The 16,553-nt window shown below is 59.2% G+C and carries 18 protein-coding genes and 1 pseudogene; 6 read left to right on the top strand and 13 right to left on the bottom strand.

What is annotated here, in order from left to right:
• Positions 1-193 (bottom strand): annotated as a pseudogene (locus QD409_RS24115) (IS5/IS1182 family transposase); the annotation flags it as partial.
• Between the two features lie 175 nt (positions 194-368).
• Here QD409_RS24115 and QD409_RS24110 point away from each other — a divergent pair.
• The 3 genes from QD409_RS24110 (at position 369) to galE (ending at position 3,350) form a co-directional block, all read left to right on the top strand.
• Positions 369-1,116 (top strand): IS5 family transposase gene (locus tag QD409_RS24110; protein WP_430763864.1). Its coding sequence is split into 2 segments (ribosomal slippage): positions 369-709 and positions 708-1,116, totalling 750 coding nucleotides; the frame shifts between segments, so codons are not numbered across the junction.
• Positions 1,117-1,404: 288 nt separating this feature from the next.
• A complete protein-coding gene (locus QD409_RS24105) occupies positions 1,405-2,379 on the top strand; it encodes a UDP-glucuronic acid decarboxylase family protein (protein ID WP_430763868.1) in 975 nt (324 codons plus the stop codon).
• Positions 2,376-3,350 carry a UDP-glucose 4-epimerase GalE gene (galE, locus tag QD409_RS24100; protein WP_430763863.1) on the top strand — a complete coding sequence of 325 codons (975 nt, stop codon included), beginning with the start codon at positions 2,376-2,378 and terminating at the stop codon, positions 3,348-3,350. The genes QD409_RS24105 and galE overlap by 4 nt, the downstream gene beginning before the upstream one ends.
• 3 nt (positions 3,351-3,353) lie before the next feature.
• Here galE and QD409_RS24095 read toward each other — a convergent pair whose 3' ends face one another.
• The 10 genes from QD409_RS24095 to QD409_RS24050 all read right to left on the bottom strand — a co-directional run bounded on the left by QD409_RS24095 (position 3,354) and on the right by QD409_RS24050 (position 13,352).
• Positions 3,354-4,583, bottom strand: coding sequence for a glycosyltransferase family 4 protein (locus tag QD409_RS24095; RefSeq protein ID WP_430763867.1), 1,230 nt, complete (start codon positions 4,581-4,583; stop codon positions 3,354-3,356).
• Positions 4,580-5,320: a class I SAM-dependent methyltransferase gene (locus QD409_RS24090; protein ID WP_430763862.1), complete on the bottom strand. Its 741-nt coding sequence runs from the start codon at positions 5,318-5,320 to the stop codon at positions 4,580-4,582. Before QD409_RS24090 ends, QD409_RS24095 begins: the two co-directional genes overlap by 4 nt.
• Complete coding sequence (locus QD409_RS24085; RefSeq protein ID WP_430763861.1) at positions 5,317-6,627, bottom strand: glycosyltransferase family 2 protein; 1,311 nt, start codon at positions 6,625-6,627, stop codon at positions 5,317-5,319. Before QD409_RS24085 ends, QD409_RS24090 begins: the two co-directional genes overlap by 4 nt.
• Complete coding sequence (locus QD409_RS24080; protein ID WP_430763860.1) at positions 6,624-7,847, bottom strand: glycosyltransferase family 2 protein; 1,224 nt, start codon at positions 7,845-7,847, stop codon at positions 6,624-6,626. Before QD409_RS24080 ends, QD409_RS24085 begins: the two co-directional genes overlap by 4 nt.
• Positions 7,828-9,651, bottom strand: coding sequence for an ABC transporter ATP-binding protein (locus QD409_RS24075; RefSeq protein WP_430763859.1), 1,824 nt, complete (start codon positions 9,649-9,651; stop codon positions 7,828-7,830). The genes QD409_RS24080 and QD409_RS24075 overlap by 20 nt, the downstream gene beginning before the upstream one ends.
• The gene (locus QD409_RS24070; protein WP_430763858.1) at positions 9,648-10,649 is read right to left on the bottom strand and encodes a glycosyltransferase family 2 protein; all 1,002 of its coding nucleotides are present in this window, start codon (positions 10,647-10,649) and stop codon (positions 9,648-9,650) included. The genes QD409_RS24075 and QD409_RS24070 overlap by 4 nt, the downstream gene beginning before the upstream one ends.
• Positions 10,633-10,758: a hypothetical protein gene (locus QD409_RS24065; RefSeq protein ID WP_430763857.1), complete on the bottom strand. Its 126-nt coding sequence runs from the start codon at positions 10,756-10,758 to the stop codon at positions 10,633-10,635. The genes QD409_RS24070 and QD409_RS24065 overlap by 17 nt, the downstream gene beginning before the upstream one ends.
• 388 nt (positions 10,759-11,146) lie before the next feature.
• Positions 11,147-12,421 carry a CmpA/NrtA family ABC transporter substrate-binding protein gene (locus QD409_RS24060; RefSeq protein ID WP_430763856.1) on the bottom strand — a complete coding sequence of 425 codons (1,275 nt, stop codon included), beginning with the start codon at positions 12,419-12,421 and terminating at the stop codon, positions 11,147-11,149.
• A gap of 32 nt (positions 12,422-12,453) precedes the next feature.
• The gene (locus QD409_RS24055) at positions 12,454-13,041 is read right to left on the bottom strand and encodes an ANTAR domain-containing response regulator (RefSeq protein ID WP_430763855.1); all 588 of its coding nucleotides are present in this window, start codon (positions 13,039-13,041) and stop codon (positions 12,454-12,456) included.
• Positions 13,042-13,049: 8 nt separating this feature from the next.
• Complete coding sequence (locus QD409_RS24050; RefSeq protein WP_430763854.1) at positions 13,050-13,352, bottom strand: hypothetical protein; 303 nt, start codon at positions 13,350-13,352, stop codon at positions 13,050-13,052.
• A gap of 314 nt (positions 13,353-13,666) precedes the next feature.
• On the opposite strand from QD409_RS24050, the gene QD409_RS24045 reads away from it, so the two are divergent.
• Together QD409_RS24045 and QD409_RS24040 are read left to right on the top strand one after the other, a co-directional pair.
• The gene (locus QD409_RS24045) at positions 13,667-13,849 is read left to right on the top strand and encodes a hypothetical protein (RefSeq protein WP_430763853.1); all 183 of its coding nucleotides are present in this window, start codon (positions 13,667-13,669) and stop codon (positions 13,847-13,849) included.
• A 20-nt stretch (positions 13,850-13,869) separates the two neighbouring features.
• Complete coding sequence (locus QD409_RS24040; RefSeq protein WP_430763852.1) at positions 13,870-14,070, top strand: hypothetical protein; 201 nt, start codon at positions 13,870-13,872, stop codon at positions 14,068-14,070.
• Between the two features lie 100 nt (positions 14,071-14,170).
• On the opposite strand, the gene QD409_RS24035 is transcribed toward QD409_RS24040, so the two are convergent.
• On the bottom strand, positions 14,171-14,686 hold the full coding sequence (locus QD409_RS24035; protein ID WP_430763851.1) for a GNAT family N-acetyltransferase: 516 nt from the start codon (positions 14,684-14,686) through the stop codon (positions 14,171-14,173).
• A 76-nt stretch (positions 14,687-14,762) separates the two neighbouring features.
• Positions 14,763-15,413 (bottom strand): CBS domain-containing protein, encoded by a 651-nt coding sequence (locus QD409_RS24030; protein WP_430763850.1) that lies wholly within the window; start codon positions 15,411-15,413, stop codon positions 14,763-14,765.
• Between the two features lie 240 nt (positions 15,414-15,653).
• On the opposite strand from QD409_RS24030, the gene QD409_RS24025 reads away from it, so the two are divergent.
• Positions 15,654-16,490, top strand: a complete 837-nt coding sequence (locus QD409_RS24025) for a universal stress protein (protein WP_430763849.1) — start codon at positions 15,654-15,656, stop codon at positions 16,488-16,490.
• Positions 16,491-16,553 lie beyond the last annotated feature (63 nt).

The raw sequence follows: 16,553 nt of genomic DNA, 5'->3' as shown, positions 1-16,553 counted from the left end.
GCGCCTTGAACATCAAGGTCGGATCCAGCGGCGGCCGCCCGTTGTCGGCGCAGTACAGGCCGGCGACGCGATCATGGATGAACGAGAAGTCGATCACCGCGTCGATCTTGCGAAGCAGGTGATCCCGGGGCACCAGACTGTCGAGCGTCACCATCTCGAGAGCCGTCTGTTCGGGAGCGGGTTTCTTCAACATGTCCCAGTGAATCATAAACCCCCAGCCAAGGCCAGGGGTTTGTCAGCAATCTGAGCGCCCGCAAAGCCAAGCTCTGCGGGCGCTCTTCTATGTGGCTTAGGCCGAAAACCCAATCACCTAGTTGATTATATTTTTCCTTCTTGATTCAATGCGCCTGTTTGACGGAGATTGGATCATGGCAGGGGAATTCTGGCTCGATGATTATCAGTGGGCGGCGATTGAACTGCTGCTACCGACGAACCAACCCGGCGCGCGCCGGACCGACGACCGCCGCGTGATCAGCGCCATCATCCATGTGTTGAAGTTCGGCTGCCGCTGGCAGGACTGCCCAGCCTGCTATGGACCTTCGACGACGATTTACAATCGGTTCCATCGATGGTCGGCGCGGGGTATCTGGCGTCAACTATTCGATGCGCTGGTCAAGACGAATGACACCGATATCCAGATGATCGACAGCACAACCGCCAAAGCTCACCGCTCGGCTGCCGGCGGAAAAGGGGGGCGGAGGCCCAGGCCATCGGTCGCGAGGCGGCAGATCGACAAAAATCCATGCTGTTGTCGATCGCTGCGGTCGTCCCGTCGCGATCAAAATAACACCGGGACAGCGCGGCGACGCTCCTGTCGCCATGAGCCTGCTCGAACCTCTGCCGCCCAGTCGTCTTTGCGCTGCCGATACCGCCTATGACAGCAATGCCCTACGGCTCTTCCTCATTCGGCGAGGAACCCGTCCTGTCATTCCCAATAACCCGACCCGCAAAAGAATGCAGCCGTTCGATCCCGAGGCCTATAAACGCAGAAACATTATCGAACGCATGTTTTGCCGCCTCAAGGACTGGCGACGCGTCGCAACCCGCTACGACAAGCTCGCCATAAACTTCATCGCTACATGCTATATCGCGGCTATCGTCAATTGGTGGATCTGATTGAGTCTCAACCCTAGGGCTCTTCATTCGTCATCAGACCAAAGTCCAATTCACGACTCGACCTTAGTCCTAAGAAACAATCTTTGGTCCTATTGCCATGGATTGCTCAGACCGCTGCGCCAGTTTTTTCCGGCGACGGAAGCGGCGGGATATCTGGCCGCCTTTGAAACGCATACGGAGAAGTTCGATGAACATGAACGGCATCCTCAAAAGCGGCATCCTCGCCCCGACGCTTGCTTTGGCTTCTGGCGGCCACGGCTTCACCCCAGTGGCTGCGGGATAATCGGCATGCAGCAAACAAAGCGAATTCTGGTTACTGGCGGTGCAGGTTTCCTCGGCTCATTTCTGTGCGAACGACTTTTGAAGGAAAAACACGAGGTTATTTGCGTCGATAACTTTTTTACGGGACGTAAAACCAACGTCTCGCATCTGCTGGACAACAGATCCTTTGAAATCATCCGCCACGACATCACCTTTCCCCTCTATGTGGAGGTCGATGAGATCTATAATCTCGCTTGTCCGGCGAGCCCGGTTCACTACCAGTTCGATCCGGTGCAGACGACCAAGACCAGCGTCCACGGTGCGATCAATATGCTGGGCCTCGCCAAACGGGTCGGCGCCAAGATCCTTCAGGCCTCTACCTCAGAAGTCTATGGAGATCCCGAGACTCATCCCCAACAGGAGAGTTATTGGGGCCGGGTGAACCCGATAGGACCGCGCTCTTGCTATGACGAGGGCAAGCGTTGCGCCGAGACCCTGTTCTTCGATTATTGGCGCCAGCATAGACTCCAAATCAAGGTGGCGCGCATCTTCAACACCTATGGTCCAAGGATGCGTCCGGACGACGGCCGGGTCATTTCCAACTTCATCGTGCAGGCGCTTCAGAACAAGCCGATAACGGTTTATGGCAGCGGCCAGCAGACACGCTCGTTCTGCTATGTCGACGACCTCATCGATGGCCTGGTGCGGCTGATGGGGACAAGGGACGAGGTGACGGGACCGATCAATCTTGGCAATCCGGCGGAGTTTACGATGCTGGAGCTTGCCAATCTCGTCATAGAGCTGACCGGAAGCCGGTCGACGATAGAGTATCTGCCCCTGCCTGCCGATGATCCCAGGCAAAGGCAACCGGACATTGGGGTCGCGACGCGAGAGCTCGGCTGGAAGCCGAAGGTTCAGTTGCGGGCCGGACTTGGTAGAACAATCGCCTACTTTGAGAGCCTGCTGGCGTCTGGCCGTTCGCAGGCGATCGCTGCCGAATGAAGACCGTTCTCGTCACAGGGGGAGCCGGTTATATCGGCTCGCATTGCTGCAAAGCGTTCGCCGAGGCAGGGTGGTCGGTCGTCACCTACGACAATCTCTCCCGCGGCTGGCGCGACGCCGTGAAATGGGGGCCGCTGGTTGAGGGTGACATTGCCGACGCCGGGGCAGTCACGGCAGCGTTGCGCCAGTATCGCCCCGACGTCGTGGCCCATTTCGCCGCTTATGCCTATGTCGGCGAATCCGTCGAATACCCTGAACTCTATTACCGGAACAATAGTTTCGGGACCTTGGTGCTCATTGAGGAAATGCTGAAGGCCGGTGTCAACAGGCTGATCTTTTCAAGCACCTGCGCTTCCTATGGAATTCCGGTGCGTACGCCGATCGACGAGACCCATCCGCAGTGGCCGATCAACCCCTATGGATGGTCGAAATTCATGATCGAACGCATAGTGGAAGATTTCTCGCGTGCCCGCGGTCTCAATGCGGTGATGCTGCGATATTTCAATGCAGCCGGCTGCGACCCCGAAGGCGAGATCGGTGAACGGCACGAGCCCGAGACACATGTCGTTCCGCTCGCTATAGAAGCGGCGATCAGATCGGGCCAGACCTTTACCATCAACGGCACCGACTTTGACACGCGCGACGGCACCGCCGTCCGTGACTATATCCACGTCAGCGATCTCGCGCAGGCTCATGTCCTTGGCGGAGAGAAGCTGTTGCGGGATGAGGGAGTGCATGTCTACAACCTCGGTACCGGCAACGGAACGACTGTGAAGGAATTGGTCGATGCCGTCGGCCGCATTTCCGGGCAAAGCCTTGCCATTGCCTATGGTCCCCGCAGAGCCGGCGATCCACCGGCGCTCGTCGCTGCGGCCGGCAAGGCAGAAGCGGAGCTTGGATGGGTGCCCAGACATTCCAGCATCGACAGGATCATCGACACAGCGCTTGCCTGGTATCGCAGCCGGATGTGATCCTTACCTACTTGTCGCTGTCAGAAAATCATCGAGAGCGGCGCCAACCGCTTCGATCGAGAACTTTTCTGTCACCCGCCTTCTGGCAGCCGCGCCAAGCTGCGCTCGAAGCGCTTTGTCGTCTTTCAATCTTACCAAGGCGCGCACAATTTCCTCCGGCTGCTCCTGTCTTACCATCAGGCCGCCCGAGGCCTCGCCATCGGCTAAAATATCCGGCAAGCCTTGCGCATCCGAAGCAATGACGGGAAGACCGCAGGCCATGGCTTCCAATGGCGCGACTGGCATGCCCTCGACGCGCGAGGCGGTGACATAGACATCCGCAGCCGACAGCCAGCGCCGGATCAAAGTTCGGTCCGTTGTGTAGCTGGAGAGCCATTGCACATTCGACGGGCCGCTTTCACGAAGCAACTTTGCAAACGCGTCGCTGTCCTGGCCCGAACCAATGATCACCAATTGGCTGGCAGGGTCGTCGGCGAAGCGTGCCCAAGCCTCCAGCAGAACATCGAGCCCTTTGCGGCGGACGTCGATGCGCCCGTGATTGAGGATAATGAAGCAATCCTGCGGCAGGCCGAGGCTTATACGCGCCTCCATTCGATCGACTGCCTGCCATTCATAAGTATCCAGCGGGTTGGGGATATTCGCGATATCCAGCGCGAGGTGCGGATAGGCCTTGGCAAGGCGGCTGCGCTCTGCGGAGGAAGCGACGATCAGGCCGCGGCACGCGCGCAGGGAAAGCTGCCTCGCTACGGCCTCGATCCAGGACAGCGTACGATCCCCTCCCTGAAAGGTGGCATAGAGGGGAACGTTTAAGCTGCGCGCCAGCCATGCCAGCGCATCGAAGCGCGTATATTCATATTCCTGGGCAAGCAGCAGATCGCATCGAGAGCGGGCGAGGACTTCGCGGAAGGCTGAAAGCGGCGTTGCAGACCAGCGCCGCAGGCTATAGGCGGCAGGAGAATGGCCTTGACGGGGCCGCCTTGCCGGCGCGACCCAGATCGGTGTGCCTGTGCCGGGATGATCGTAGCACTCAATCTTGGTCACCCGCTCGGATGCGCAGACGATAATTGGCTTGTGGCCTACCGAACTCAGCGCAGCCGCATAGCCAAACAGCCAACCTCCTGTCATCCGCTCGACGAAATCACTGAGCTCAAGCCCAATCGGCTCAAGAAACTCTTCAATCACGTCGCCCCACGGGAAGAGGGCGATCACTTTTGGCGTCGCGTGGCCCGTCATTTGCGCCAAGCAAAGGCCGTCTCGGTGCCGCGCGTGGACGGCCGGTGCATTAAGTAGCCGAGGAAGGTCACGGGCGCCGCCAGCGCATAGAGTACCTTGCGGCGACGACGTCCGAGGCGGGAAAACGAGACGTCATGGAAGAACGCGGTGGCGGCGTTGATGAATGTTGCCCGCTTTTCCGGGCGCCTCTCGAAAAGTGCTGCGAGTTCCGGATCCCGGTATCCCCGCCTGACGTGACCCCACTCGCGCATCAGCTCGCTTTCATGCGGACAATGGCGTTTCATGACGCTGAAATAGGGGTAATGCCAGTTGACCTCAGGGGTGGAGATCAGCACATAGCCGCCCGGCCGCACGACCCGCAATGCCTCCTGGGCGGCGCGGCGATCATCCTCGATGTGCTCCAGCACATCGAACATGGTGACGATGTCAAAACTGTCGTCATCCATCGGCAGCGAACAGGCGTCGCCGCAAATAAAGGTCGATCTCGCCCAGGAAGGCTGATGGTCGCCCAGCTCCGGGTCGATGTCGAGCGTGACGATCTCGGCTTGCGGATAGAGGATGCTGGCAAGGCCGCTGCGACCACCGCCGATTTCCAACACCCGTCCGACGCCTCCAGTCTCGGCCGGGGCGACCCGATGGATGGCGCGCATCTTTTCGCGATAGAACAGACCATCCGTCAACCCATTCGGATACGGGTTCCTGGATAGAAACTGGCCAAGTGTTGCTTTCTTGATCATCGCGGTATTCCTTTCTCAGCAGTCGCGGCAGCCCCCATCGGAGTTCGCCGCATTCTCCAGCCGAAGCGCAGGAGAAACTGCAGGCCGGCGAGCCAGCCCTGTACTTCGGCCGCCAAAATTCCAAGCCTGCCGGAAGGCCCTTCAAAAAGCGCCTTGACGAAGGTTTTGGCGAAATAGACCGGCAGTTGCTTGCCGATGCGCACGATGTTTCCTCGATCGCCGAAATTATCGTGCTGCGTCACCAGAGCTGCGACATGGCCCTTCATGTAGGCTCTTATCTGCCGCTTGAGGCCGGGCCAGTCGCTGCGGTGGTGGTGGAAGACGACTGCCCGGGGTTCGTAGAGGCATGCTCCGCCGGCCGCCAGCAGTCGGTACCAAAGCTCGGAGTCTTCGGAGCATCCTGCCGCTCCTGCGCCGAGACGTTCATCGAACAGGCCGACCCGCTCGAATACCGATCGCCGAAAGGCCATGTTGGCACCGGCGCCGATCTTCCAGACATGCGCTCCGCTTGGCCGCGTCTCTTCAAAGAAGCGCCCGTCAAAGACGAGTGGTAGGAAGGTGGAGCCAAACCCGCCCATGGTGAACTGAAAGCAGCATTGCGCGGCCGTATCGAGACGCGCCGGCAGCACAAGACCGGTGAACGCCTCAACGTCCCGTTCCGCAAAGGCACGCGCGATCTCTGCCGTCCAGCCCGGATGGGCTTCGACGTCGTCGTCGGTAAAGGCGATGATATCAAACCGGCTTGTCTGAACACCGGTGTTTCTGGCCCGGCTCAAGCCGGCGTGGGGTTCATGGACATAGCGAAAATCGGGGAATTGCCCGCAGACATCCCTAGCATTCCCGTCTTGGGAATTGTCGACGATGACGATCTCACCGGGAGTGCTGCGTTGTGCTGCCAGGCTGCTTAGGCATTTGCTCAGAGCCGGACCTCGGTCGCGGGTGCAGATGACCACGGAGATATTATGTGCCGGAGCGGAGGATGGGGTTGCGAACGCTTCGAGGGCTTCCACTAGATTTTCCGCTTCAAGCGCAGCCTCCAGCGAGAGCGCAGGCTTTGGCCATCCTTCATAGGTGGCTCGCAACGGTGCGCCTAGCCCGATGCTGCGCGCTTCCAGTTGCGCGGCCGCATATTCGGCAGCAAGCTGGTGCAACTGGGAGGCGCCATAAGGGAGTTCATCCTCCAGGGATGCCCGCGCTCCAAGCGGCAAGTCTTTCCACCAGAAGATCGACAATGCGGGCTCGCGATCACTACCGCTATCGGCAGCTGCAAGATCGACATGCCTGACCTCAAAACGTTCCGTAGTCATGGATTGCGCTCCCGGATCGACCTGATGCGGGCGCGCGAGCGATCATACTCGCCGGCAAGGCCGTAGATTCCGCCCCACAGCTCCGCTATGCCGAAACGCAGGTCATGGCCGCGAAGCCGGCGTGCGGCGCGAGCGAGTGCCTTCAACTGGTCGAAGAACCACCACCGGACCATGGCGCGATGGCGCGCTCGCATTTCATCGTCGGTGCGATAGCTTTTGACGAGAAAGGCCATCATGCCGAGACCCCAGGTCCAGTATTGCCGTCTGAGCTGTGGAATGGTTTCGCGATGCTCGTGATAGACGGCATATTCCGGCTCATAGATCATCGGGCGTCCGGAGCGCAGAACGCGGTAAAAAATATCGAGATCGCCGCCTCCGGGTAGTGGCGCTCCCGTATCGAGCGCCTCGTCGAAACCGCCAAGCTCGATCAGCAACGCGCGGTCGAAGGCCATGTTGCAGCCGGCGCCGAGAACGCCGGCCCCGACGGGATGGAGCGGGTTGTCAAAGCGAGCCTTATGAAACTCCCTTCGGGCAAAGCCGCGGCCAAACCCTCCACGTCGCTCGAAGAAGATCTGTGCCTGTGTGTCGAGACGAAACGGCAGTACGAGGCCCGTGAAGCCGCCGACGCCGGGATTGTCGCGGCACGCCTTGGCAAGGCCCGCGAGCCAGTTGCGGTCCACCACGACGTCATCATCCAGATAGGCAATGATATCGCCCCAGGCTCCATGAAGGGCGGCGTTTCGGGCAAAATCCAGTCCAGCCTTCGGTTCGAAAACGTAGCGGATATCCGGGAAACTTTCGACGGCCTCGCGCGTGGACGTATCCACCGAAGCATTGTCGACCACGATGATTTCGACGAACCGGAAGGCGGCGTCAGCCCGGACCCCATCGAGCGAGCGCAGCAACCGGGAAAGACGTTGGGCGCGGTCTTTGGTGCAGATGGCGATGCTGAGGCTCGGCAGCGGCGCGTCCTTCGCCGGCAGCCGTGTCCTCAGCTCCTCCTCGAGCTTTGCAACGAGAATGCGCTCCGCAAAGCGTTCGTCGGCAAGAGCTTTCAGGCTTTCGACCGATAGCGTCGATCCGGTTGGCCGCTCGATCATTTCAAATGCGATCAACCGGCCTCGCCATCGCGCGATCAAGCCGACACCGGTCTGTTCGGTCGAGAGTTCGATCGGCGTCAAGGGCTCCGACAACTCGATATCAATAAGCTTGTAACTCATCACCCAACTCCCGGCCGTCGCGGCGGCCGTGCTGAAATTCGTGGAGCCTGGAAAAATGTCCCTGCCGTTTGAAGAGTTCATCCGGGGAACCGGCCTCGACCACTCGACCCTTTGTCATCACGATGATCTGATCGGCCGCCAGAACGGTAGAGAGCCGGTGAGCGATCACGACAACGGTACGGTTATGCGAGTACTCGTCGAGCGCGAGCTGAAACGCCTGTTCGGTTTCGGCGTCGAGCGCGTTGGTCGCCTCATCCAGGAGCAGAATATCGGGATTTCGAAGGATCGTTCGGGCGAGCGCTACGCGCTGCCTTTGCCCGCCCGACAGACGCATTCCCTGGTCGCCGATCCGCGTCTCGTAGCCATCCGGAAGCAGCCGGATGAAATCGTCCGCCTTGGCGATTTCGGCAGCCCTGCCTATCTCGGCCGTGCTGGCCCCCAGATCGCCATAGGCGATATTGGCTGAAATCGCGTCATTGAAGAGATGGACCTCCTGCGACATCAACGACAGGCGCTTGCGCCAGCTGCGAAGATCGAATTCTGGAAGCGGGGCACCATCCGCAAGGATCTCGCCTGAAGTCGGATCCATGAAGCGAAAGAGCAGCGCCATCACTGTGGATTTTCCGGCCCCCGACTCCCCGACGATCGCAGTGGTCTTGCCTGCGGGAATACTGAAGGAGACGTCCTCCAGCGCCAGTGGCTGGCCGGGCGCATAGCGGAAGGAGACATTGTGGAATTTGACGGCCTTCCTGACGGCCGGCGCCTGCACATGCCCCTCCGGGAGAAAAGGCCTCTCTGTCGCGCGGAGGAAGTCTTCGACGTCGTCGATGCTGCCGGCGAGCCCGTCGAGCGCGATCTTCGACTGCAGCAGTTCCCGGGTTGGGCCTTGGAGACGGTATAGCAGCGAGAGAAACGCGGCCAGCGCAGCAATGCCCAAGCCTACGGATTGAGCGACGAGAACCAGCACGCCGATCAGGATTGTGATCGAGATTTCCGAGATAGGCCCGGGCGTTGCCCATAGCATATCCAGTTTCAGGAGGCGTCGACGCACATTGTCGGAGGTCTTCCGGAAGCGATCGCGTTCATAGCTTTCCTGCGCGAAAGCGCGGATCAATTGCAACGCGTTGATGCTCTCCCACATCCTCAAACCGAACTGCTTGTTTTCTTCGACAACGGCCTTGCCGGTCTCGTCTGCGCGGCGCGTGGCCAGGCGAATGGCCATGGCTCCGAAGAGAAGGAACATCATAGAGAAAAACGTCAGCCGGACGGAAATCAGGAGCATCAGCAGCATGAAGACGATGAAGGTGCAGAAGCAGATCATCAAACGATAAGCGAGGCTCAACGCCTGACTGACCTTCCAGGTGTTGTTGGCAATTGTCGTGATGATGTCGGAGCGTCTGTTTTCCACCCTGTAGTCGATGCACGAGCTGATCGTCTGGTCGAAGACCCTTGCTCTCAGCCGATGCGCAACGAGACCATCGACATACCGGGTCACCCAGGTATTGACGAGATGGACCGTATTCTTGAGGAGGATGCTGACGCACAGCACGCCCACCAGGAAGGCCGTCAAATGGCCCTGTGGAACTGGCGCCAGAAGGCGGTCGAAAATTCGCTGCCATTCCCCCTCCTGCGTCGCCGCAGCGCCCAGGCTCTGGATGAGAGGAATGAAAAGAAAGAGCCCAGCACCCTCGAGGACCGCCGCGGTGAGGCCGAGCCCGACGATGGTTGGTCCAGCCCAAGTTGGTGCCTCTGCCAGGCGGAAAAGCCGCCGCAGCCGCGTGAGGAGGGAACTGCCCGACGTCACTGGATCGTCTCCGTATAAAGGGGCCGCAACTCCGCGTTTCTTCGCAACCCCCTTAAACGGGCCTTGAGCCAATCGGGAACCAGCCTGGCTCGGCAATACACGTCCAGCATGTTGGGCAGGCTGGAAATCGCCAGGCGTGGCTCCAATGCCAAAAATCGCCCCAACAGATCGCAGCCGTCGAAAAATCGCCCGCTGACAAACGCTCTCACGACGAGCCAGTGAACCATGTCGACCAAATGGGCGTCGAGGTCGCTGCCGTACTGGGGATATTTCCTGCGATATTCGGCAAGGACGATTTCGCACGAGGAGAGCATCCGCTTGACGTCACTCGACATGTTCGTGTTCGTCATGCGATAGCCGATCAGATGTTGCTGTATGACGCGGAATTCGTAACTCTCCGCAATTCTGAGACAGATCAGTAGATCCTCGCAGCCCTGGGCGTTGCGGTCCCTCAAGGACGGGTCGAACTGCCCGGCTTCCTCGAATGCGGAACGACGCATGAGCATCGAACTGCCGTTCCCGACGAAATTGTTTCTGCACATGCGCTGAAGCACATGTCCTTCGTGGCTCGGCCGATTATGGAGCGAAAATACGCGGCTATGCTCGTCGATGAGCGCGTACCAGCAATACGCCAATCCAACCGACGGCCCACCCGCGTCAAGAGCTTGCCACTGAAGGGCGATCTTCGACGGAGCCCAGAGATCATCGGCATCGACGAACGCCAGAAACTCCGCATCGGTCGCAGCCGCACCATTGTTGCGTGCCGCGGCAACACCGCTGTTGGCCTGCCGAAGGATCCGGATTCGGGGATCCTGCTTCGCATATTCGGTTGCGATTGATAGCGATCGATCCGACGAGCCATCATCGACAATGATGATGTCAAGCGCCTGATGTGTCTGTTGGCAGATGCTGGCCAAGGTTGCGCCGATCGTTCGTTCGGCGTTGAACATCGGCACGACCACCGCAACCGTGGCACTTCGCTTAGGTTCCACAGTCATTGCCACCCTTGGCGATGAGGCCGACGAACCCGATGATACCGGCGCCGGCGGAAGCATTGGCAAGCGCCGGGGCGAGGGTGCCGCTTTCAAGGACGCCGTTCATGCTCATCGACTTTCTCCGCATGCATTGCGATAGCGGCCAGATATCCCACCGCTTCCATCGCGGGAAACAACTGGCGCAAAGGTCGGAGCAATCCATGGCAATAGGACCAAAGAATGTGTCGTCAGACTAAGGTCCTGTCGCAAATTGGACTTTAGTCTGACGGAGAGGAAGTGACTCAGAACCTGCCGTCCTTCGCGCCAACTCTGGTTGCGCCTGACCGGTGTAGAAGAACTGCCATCTGGCTGAGGGGTGGAAGCTCGGCACCGCCCAGACTGGCTCCGTCGATGATTACCCGTCGCTGGCTTGGAGACGCAACCGCGACGATCTGGTTGCAGCCAGCCGAGAAGCAGGAGCAGGCGGCAGTGCCGGGGTTCGACTGATCTGCACCCGGGCGCTAAATATCCTCGGCCGAAGGCTGCGCCGCATTTGCCGTCTTCACGGCGAACCCACCGATGTAGGCGGCCATGTTTGCGGGATCGAAAACCTGATCGTCCATGAAGCGATCACCGTCCGTATCGCCCTCTATACGGATATCGGCATCATCAGGCGAGGCATCGTCGCCAAGCGCCAGCCGGTAGAGATCCGGACGATAGGCCGAGGCTGCCATTTTCATGTTCTGCTCGGATAGGGCGATCTGCCCCCAGCGTACCATCTGGCTGAAGATCCACAGGGCCTGGCTCGGACGCGGATAGTTGGCAAAGCCGCCATGAAAAGAGAAATATCGGTCGATCACCCGCCGATTGCCCCTGGCGTCCAGGTTGAATTCGCCGGCCAGGACATGGCGGATAATGTGGGCGGGAGCTGCGATATAGCGCTGATCGGCGAGCGCTTCGGCAAGGCTGTCGTGATTTTCCGCCCGGTCGCACCAGCGCGCTGCCGCGTCCAGGGCGACGATGAGCCGCGAAACGGTTTCGGGATGGCTCTCGGCCCATTCCGGGCGCATGCCGATCACCTTTTCCGGAGCTGAGGGCCATATGTCCTGCTTGGCTGCTACGATGCGGCCGACGCCGCGTTCGGATGCGACCATGTTCCAAGGTGCTCCGACGCAGAAGCCATCGATGGCGCCGGCTGCGAGCGCATCGGAGGTCAGTGGCGGCGGCACGACGACGAGTTTCACATCGCGGTCGGGATCGATCCCACCTGCCGCAAGCCAATAGCGAAACTCGTAATTGTGGGAGGAAAACGGGTAGGTCATGCCGAAGGTCGGTGGCGTTTCGCCGCGCTCTCTCATGTGCACAAGCACTTTTGCCAGAGCTCTGGAGTTTTCGAGCGCACTGGCCCTTTCCGCAAGGTCTGCATAGCCGCGCATGCGATCGAACAGCCTAACCGAGAGGGTGATCGCACTGCCGCCGCGACCAAGCGAAAAGGGCGTTATCGTCGATGAAGGATTGGAGCCAAGGCCAAGCATTGAAGCCACCGGCATCGGCGACAGCATGTGGGCGATGTCGAACTGGCGAAAAGCCAGCCGGTCGCGCACATTGGCCCAGGAGACATCCTTGGCCAGTTCGAGCGTCAGCCCTTCCTTTGCAGCAAAGCCAAACTCGGCTGCGGCGATAAGGACCGACGCATCGACCAGCGGGATGAAACCGGCACGCAAGACCTTTTGCTCTTTGCCGTTGACGCGGACGGGGGCTGCTAGCCTGCCGCTGAATCGTTCGATTATTGTCATCTTTCGTTTCCGCCTTTCTACCGATGTTGCGGTCACATCAGCAGCCCGGCTGCGGTCACCACGCTTTGGGCGATTTCGGATATCTTTTTCTTTTCGTTCATGGCGGTTTGGCGCAGCAGGGCAAAAGCATCCTCCTCCGACAGACCGCGCATTTTCATCAGAATGCCCTTTGCCCGCTCGATGATCTTGCGTTCCTCCAGGGCAGACTTGGCCTCGGCAAGTTCTCTTTGAAGACGGGAGAAGGCATTGAAGCGGCTCACAGCCATGTCCAGAATGGATTTGACGCGCTCCTTCTTCAAGCCATCCACCACATATGCCGAAACGCCCGCGTCCATGGCGGCCTCGATCTGTGCGGTGTCCGACCGATCGACAAACATGGCGATCGGTCTGCCGACGGTCCGCGTGAGCTGGAAGAGGTGCTCCATCATGTCACGGTTCGGATTTTCAATATCGATAACAATCACATCCGGCTTCAACGCCTCGATAATACGGGCGACGCCGTTGACTTCGTGAATGACGGTGACATTGCCATGCCCGGCGTCACGCAACCCTTCCTCGATGATCGAGGCGCGAATGACGTTTTCATCGATGACCAGAATTGTTAGCTCGGAATGAACCATCGCCACCTTCAATCGATGACGCCATGCAGATAAACCGCGAAACCGACGGTAGATATCAGCAGGGCCACGGGTGAAGACAGATTTCTCCCCAGCGCCAGAGCGATCGCCAATCCGCATGCCACCAATGCCGAACCGGCGGCGAGACTGTGGTTAGCGAAGGAGAGGCCGATCGCACACAGGAAGATGCTTGTCGACGCCGTCATCAGCGCGAGCCGGGCTCGCGACGTCTCGGGGTTTACCGTGAAGACGGACGCGCAATCTGCCCAGCTGAAGCCGATGGCTATGCATAAAAACGGCAGAAATGATGCCACCTGATATCCCTCTCTCGAACTCTTTGGCACAAGCAATTGGCGTGCCACTATGGAACGCATTGAAAATGCGGGGCGTTCGAGTTCTCCTCGCCGTGGAGTTCGGAGCAAATGCCTGCTTGATAGGCATTCGGCCCGCCGGTTGCCCACAGCCTATGATGTGCCGCGAATGCCCATCACGCCACTTGTCAAAAATGGACGGAGACAAAGGGTCGAACCCGTCTTAATGTTAGCTGCAAGCGGAGGCGTAGCGATCGGTCTGGAGCGGACGCGCTGACCGATCGGCCCGGCGTGGCGAATGAACAGGTAGAATCATAATGACCCGACGTGCCTTGCGGATGGCACCTTTCCACAGAACCCGAATTGCTGTGCATCTGGCTTCAATGGCGATACTGGCGCAGTCGCTGCCGATGGACCGGCCGGCGGCCGGCAGCCTGACCATCGCAGACCAGATCAATGCCAATGGCCAAGTCCATCTGATCAATTCGAAGGGTTGGTAATCTATCCTGGAGTAGGATTTTTGACCAAAGCGGACGCCGACGGCTTCTATCGCGTTCTCCGTGATTCACAGAGGACATGGGCGGTCTACAACACGCTGACCGGCGAGCAAGCGTCGATCATGGATCTTCAGTTGATCCGGCTCACCAGGGCCGATGCAGAGGATTTTATGTCTCTCTTGAATTGGCTGCAGGCGCGACGCCGAGAGTGTGGAAACTTTTAGAATAGAAGCATGATCTCGGTTGATCCGCGCCTTCGGGCCTACCGCGCCGGCTTGCCAGCAGCCGCCAGCATCGATCCGATATGGCGGCGCAGCGAGCTCCTCATGCGACGAGTGACTTCGATAGCAGCAACAGGCTAGGATCATCAGGGTAAGGCTTGATTTTGAAGCCCATATTCTGTTCGAGTTCTACAGCGTCATAATTGCTTCTGTCTTCAATGGACTCGATCTTTTCCATCCCGTGACGCTTAGCTTCCTGCACCATCAAGCCCAGAAGCCCCCAGCCGAGGCCGTGGCCCTTGAAGTCGCTGCGCACGGAAATGGCGGTTTCGGCTCGCCTCTTTTCGCCATCGCAGGCAAGGACGGCCGTCGCGATCGGCGTCGTGGTGTTCCGCGCAAAGGCGATATAGCTTTGCACGGCGCCGTGGCCGACGCCGATCAGTTCGGCAATCTGCTGGCGCGAAGCATGTTTAATCGCCGAGAGGAAACGAAAACGAAGATCTTGCGGACTGACATGATCGAAGAGCTCCATCAGAAGCGTCTCGTCATCAATACCGGCCGGTCGTACCGAGACCTGCAATCCCTCTCGCGTGACAAGATTCCATTTCTGTTCGGACATGACTTTCTCCTTAGTTTGCATAGGATTTCGTTTGTATAGCCAGCCCGCCGACCGGCCGTGGCCCCATGGTCGCCGTTCAGGCAATCTGCGGCGCAAGATGCAATTCATCGACATAGCCGCACGTGCCGCTGATGCGTTCGATCAGCACTCTGATTGCCTGGCGCTGCAATTCGGAATCGATGTTCCCGGTTATGCAAACCCGGGCATTGTGCACGGCGATTTGAACCTGATGGCTCGTGAGCCCCAGTTCGGTTCTCAGGCGCGTAATGACAGCCAGCTTGAGAGCCTCATCGCCCGGCGCGATGGTGTCCGGCGGCACATACGCTATGGCGCGCAGGAGATCACGTCGGCTGATCAAGCCAACCAGTTCACCATTGTCGAGCACGAGAACGCGTTTGATGCGGTGAGATGCCATCAGCTTAGCTGCGATGGAAATCGGTGTATCCGGCGTCACGGCAATGATGTTCGGCGTCATGACGTCGCTGACACGCCAAGCCTTGCTCTTGATATAGTTCAGCAGTGTACCGTCGACCTTTGCGACCTCCGCGCAAGATTGGCTCAGGGAGTCGATTTCGCAGCGCGCCAGAAGGTCGCCCTCCGTCAACATGCCGCAGACACCTCCCAGCTGATCGAGCACCGGGAGGCCGCTGATCTCATTCTCGAGCATTAGCTGGATTGCGTGGCGAATACTGGCGCATCCGTCGATCGATATGATCTTCTTTGTCATGATGTCTTTCGCCTGCATGGCATTCGCTCCGATCGATGGCGGCTGTTGAGGATGTCCCGATCTTTCGACGGATTGGCCAACTCGACATTGATCGGTGTCAAATTCTTCGATGAACGCGCGACGTATCCGTCAACGCATGTTTGCAGATCGCGGAATGATGTTCTTGACGCTGATCAATGTCGCGGTGAGGCGGCGGCGTAGGTTTGGGCCGCAATCATCGGCGACAAGGAGACCACATCAATGTCTTACGAAACGGTTCTGAGTGTCATGTCTTCAAGGCATGGCCGCGAAGACTTGCGGACTGCGATTTCATTTTGCGAAACGGCGAACGCTCACCTGGTGCTGCTCGTCCTCGGCTTCGGCGCGATGCCCCCTTACAGCGGCTATGGGGATTCCACGGCCAGTATCTGGATCAACGAGCGGGAGCGGGAATTGACGCAACTCGGCGAAAGGGTTGCTTCCGTCAAGGCAGAACTCGCCGCCAGCGGCATATCGCATGAGGTCCAGGAGTTCTTCTGCGATTTTCCCTGGGCGCCTGACTTGCTTGGGCAACGCGCGCTATATGCCGACATCACCTTGATCGGCAGCGAGATGACGTCGGACGAGGACCTCAGAGGATTTGCCGTCGACGGAGCGCTGTTTCACTCTCCGACGCCGGCTCTGATGGTTCCAAAAGGCGCCCCCCTCGTCTGGCCGTCAAAGACAGCGCTGATAGCCTGGGATTCCAGCCATGAAGCCGGCCGCGCGGTTCATCAGGCGATCAATGTCTTGAAGAAGGCCGAGCGTGTGCACGTCACCATGGTTGATCCGGTTGCCCTTTCGGGGCTTCAGGGCGAAGAGCCGGGCGCCGATATAGCGGCTTACCTTGCTCGTCACGGGATCAACGTATCTGTCGACGTCGTGGCAAGCGGCTCGCGCCCCATCAATGATGTCTTGCTGCAACACGCCGGCGATGTGGATGCCGATCTGGTCGTTATGGGTTGCTACGGTCACTCTCGAGTGCGGGAGAGAATTTTCGGAGGTGTTACTCGTGCCATGTTGCAGCAAACCAACCTGCCAATTCTGATGGCGCGCTAGGCCTTCGGGCTGTGACGAGGCTGGCCAGCCAATCCTGGCCCGCCGCTTCCGCAGGTTTTGCAA

The sequence above is a fragment of the Rhizobium sp. BR 315 genome (assembly GCF_050577975.1).
In the GTDB taxonomy this organism is placed as follows: domain Bacteria; phylum Pseudomonadota; class Alphaproteobacteria; order Rhizobiales; family Rhizobiaceae; genus Rhizobium; species Rhizobium miluonense.
This window is presented reverse-complemented; position numbering and strand designations above follow the sequence as displayed.